At 33.4% G+C, this 2,911-nt stretch carries 1 protein-coding gene; it reads left to right on the forward strand.

All coding sequences use genetic code 11. From position 1 onward, the window contains the following. The coding region (locus EYW44_RS21835; protein WP_132727986.1) for a non-ribosomal peptide synthetase at window positions 1-2,911 on the forward strand (2,911 nt) is incomplete at both ends.

Raw genomic sequence — 2,911 nt, forward strand, 5'->3', positions numbered from 1 at the left:
TTTGGTCAGAGGTACTGTCTATTGAATCATCTGAATTGAGTGTTACACAAAGTTTCTTCCGTTTGGGAGGTCATTCATTAAAGGCAATAAGTTTAGTTAATAAGCTTAATAAAGAACTAGGATTAGTTTTAAACCTACGCGATATTTTTACTTATCAAGATATTCGTTCTTTATCACATTATATAGAAAATAACCAAGAAAGTAAGGGATCGTATGTAAGTATACCAAAAGCAGAAGTTAAAGCGTATTATAAGTTGTCATCAGCACAAAAGCGTATGTATTTTTTATATGAGTTTGATAAGGAGTCTACTAGTTATAATATGCCAGAGTTTTACGAAGTAAATTCTAATATAAATATTGATAAATTAACAACAGCATTTAATAAATTAGTGTCTCGCCATGCAAGTTTACGTACAAGGTTTATATTAACTGATGATGTTGTTAATCAACAAATAATGGAAGCTTCTGGATTTAGTGTAACACACTTAGACGGTAATCTACCAGTATCAGATTTGATTGCAGCTTTTGTACGTCCTTTTAATTTGAAAGAAGAATATCCTTTCAGGGTAGGAATTGTAAATTTATCAGAAGGAGGTTATATTTTGTTAATAGATATGCATCATATTGTAAGTGATGGCGTATCTCATGGAATATTGATGAACGACTTTATACGTTTATACCAGGGAGAGGACTTACCAGAATTATCGTTGCAGTATACCGATTATGCAGAATGGCAACAGAGTGAAAGTCATAATCAGAAGAAGGTTTCGGATAAGACTTATTGGGAAGAACGTTATACCGAACTTCCATTACCATTGAACTTACCGTATGATTATGAGCGACCAAAAATAAAAAATACAGATGGGGCTTCAGTTTCTTTGGAATTGAGTAGTGATCAGACAAAAAAATTACATTCTTTAAGTCTGGCGCAAGGAAGTACGACTTATATGATGATGCTATCCCTTTACAAGATATTGTTGAGTAAACTTAGTAATCAACATGATATTGTAGTAGGGACACCAACTTCGGGAAGAAGCCATGCTGATGTTGAGCGAATGGTAGGAATGTTTGTAAATACTTTGGCGCTCCGTAGTTATCCTGAAGGAGAGAAGTCATATATCAAATACCTTTCAGAGATTAAAGAGGTTGTCTTGCAAAGTTTTGAACATGAAGGTTATCAGTATGAAGACTTAATTGATAATTTATCAATAGATAGAGATACAAGTCGTAATCCATTATTCGATGTAATGTTCTCGTATATTACTTCTGAAGAGACGAATTTGGGTATGGAGCAAATGATTTGTCCTTACGGAAAAGGAAAAGAAAGAACAAGTTCAAAATTTGATATGACTCTGGTTGTTGCAGAACGACCAGAGCATACAAGTATTACATTAACCTATAACACTAGTTTATTTACAGAATCAAGTGTAACACGTTTCTTAGTATATTTTGAACGTTTAATAGATATAGTACTTGTCAATCCAGATGTTCTTATTGGAAACATAAGCTTATTGAGTAAAGAAGAAGAGCGTTTTCAAATTTCAACATTGAAAGGAGAGCATATTGACTATGATAGAGAAATGACCTTCTTAGATATGTTTCAAGAACAGGTGTCTAATACCCCTAACGGTATAGCCTTAGTAAGTGAAGGAGAATCTATAAGTTATTCAGAATTGGATAAGCTTTCTAATGTTTTGGCAGGTCATTTATTGGAAAACACAAATTTGTCAAAAGGAGATAGTGTAGGGGTATCACTTCCAAGAACAAATTGGCTTATTATAAGTTCATTAGCTATTTTAAAAGCAGGGTGTATTTATATCCCAATAGATCCATCGCTACCTGAACAACGTAAAAAGTATATTGCAGAAGACAGTGGTTATCACCTTCTAATTGATAAAAAATATATTGGAGAATATCTGAAAATTAGTCATTCGAAAAAGAAGGGGTTTAAATTCTTCAAAGGGACTTTAAAAGGTGAAGATTTAGCTTATGTTATTTATACTTCTGGATCAACAGGGAAACCTAAGGGAGTAAAAGTTAGTCATGGAAATTTAATGCATTTATGTATTTGGTACACTGGTTTTTATGGGGTGAATACTGCCAGTAAGAGTACATTGTTTTCAGGAATTGGATTTGATGCTTCAATTTTTGAGATGTTCCCACAACTTGCTAGTGGTTCAAGTATCTATCCTTTAAATTCAGATGCCATTCGTTTAGATGTAGATCGTTTATATGAGTATTTAAAAAGTAATAAAATTACTCATAGTTTTTTACCAACAGTAATGTGTCATGAGTTTGTAGAGAAAGAAAAAGAGTTAAGAGGTATAAAGATATTGACCGGAGGAGAAGCTTTAAACTTACAGAAAGAGGCAAGTTTTGAGTTATATAATAATTACGGACCTACAGAAGCAACCGTAGCAGCCACGAGTTATGTTTTACAAAAAGGAGATAAAGGAATTGTTCCAATAGGAAAAGGATTGTACAATACAGAGATTTACTTGTTGGATGCCTTTAAGAATATGGTTCCACAGGGAGTAACTGGAGAACTATATATTGGAGGTAATGGAGTATCACAGGGGTATCTAAATAATGAGGTACAAACAAAAGAGTTTTTCGTAGATAACCCATATAGAATGGGAGAAAAAATGTATCGTACGGGCGATTTAGCATGTATGACAAAGGAAGGTGTTATTGCGTTTAAAGGAAGAAGCGATGCTCAAATACAACTTCGCGGACATCGAATAGAGTTAGGAGAGATTATTACACAAGTAGAATCTCATCCAGAGATACATCAGAGTGTAGTAATTGTAAAAGGAAGTGGTAATGATCAGTATTTAGTTTGTTATTATACTAGTGCTTCTTCTTTAGTAGCATCTGAACTAGAGGAATATTTACAAGGTGTTTTACCGGA

It is taken from the genome of Tenacibaculum sp. M341 (assembly GCF_004337695.1).
Taxonomy (GTDB): domain Bacteria; phylum Bacteroidota; class Bacteroidia; order Flavobacteriales; family Flavobacteriaceae; genus Polaribacter.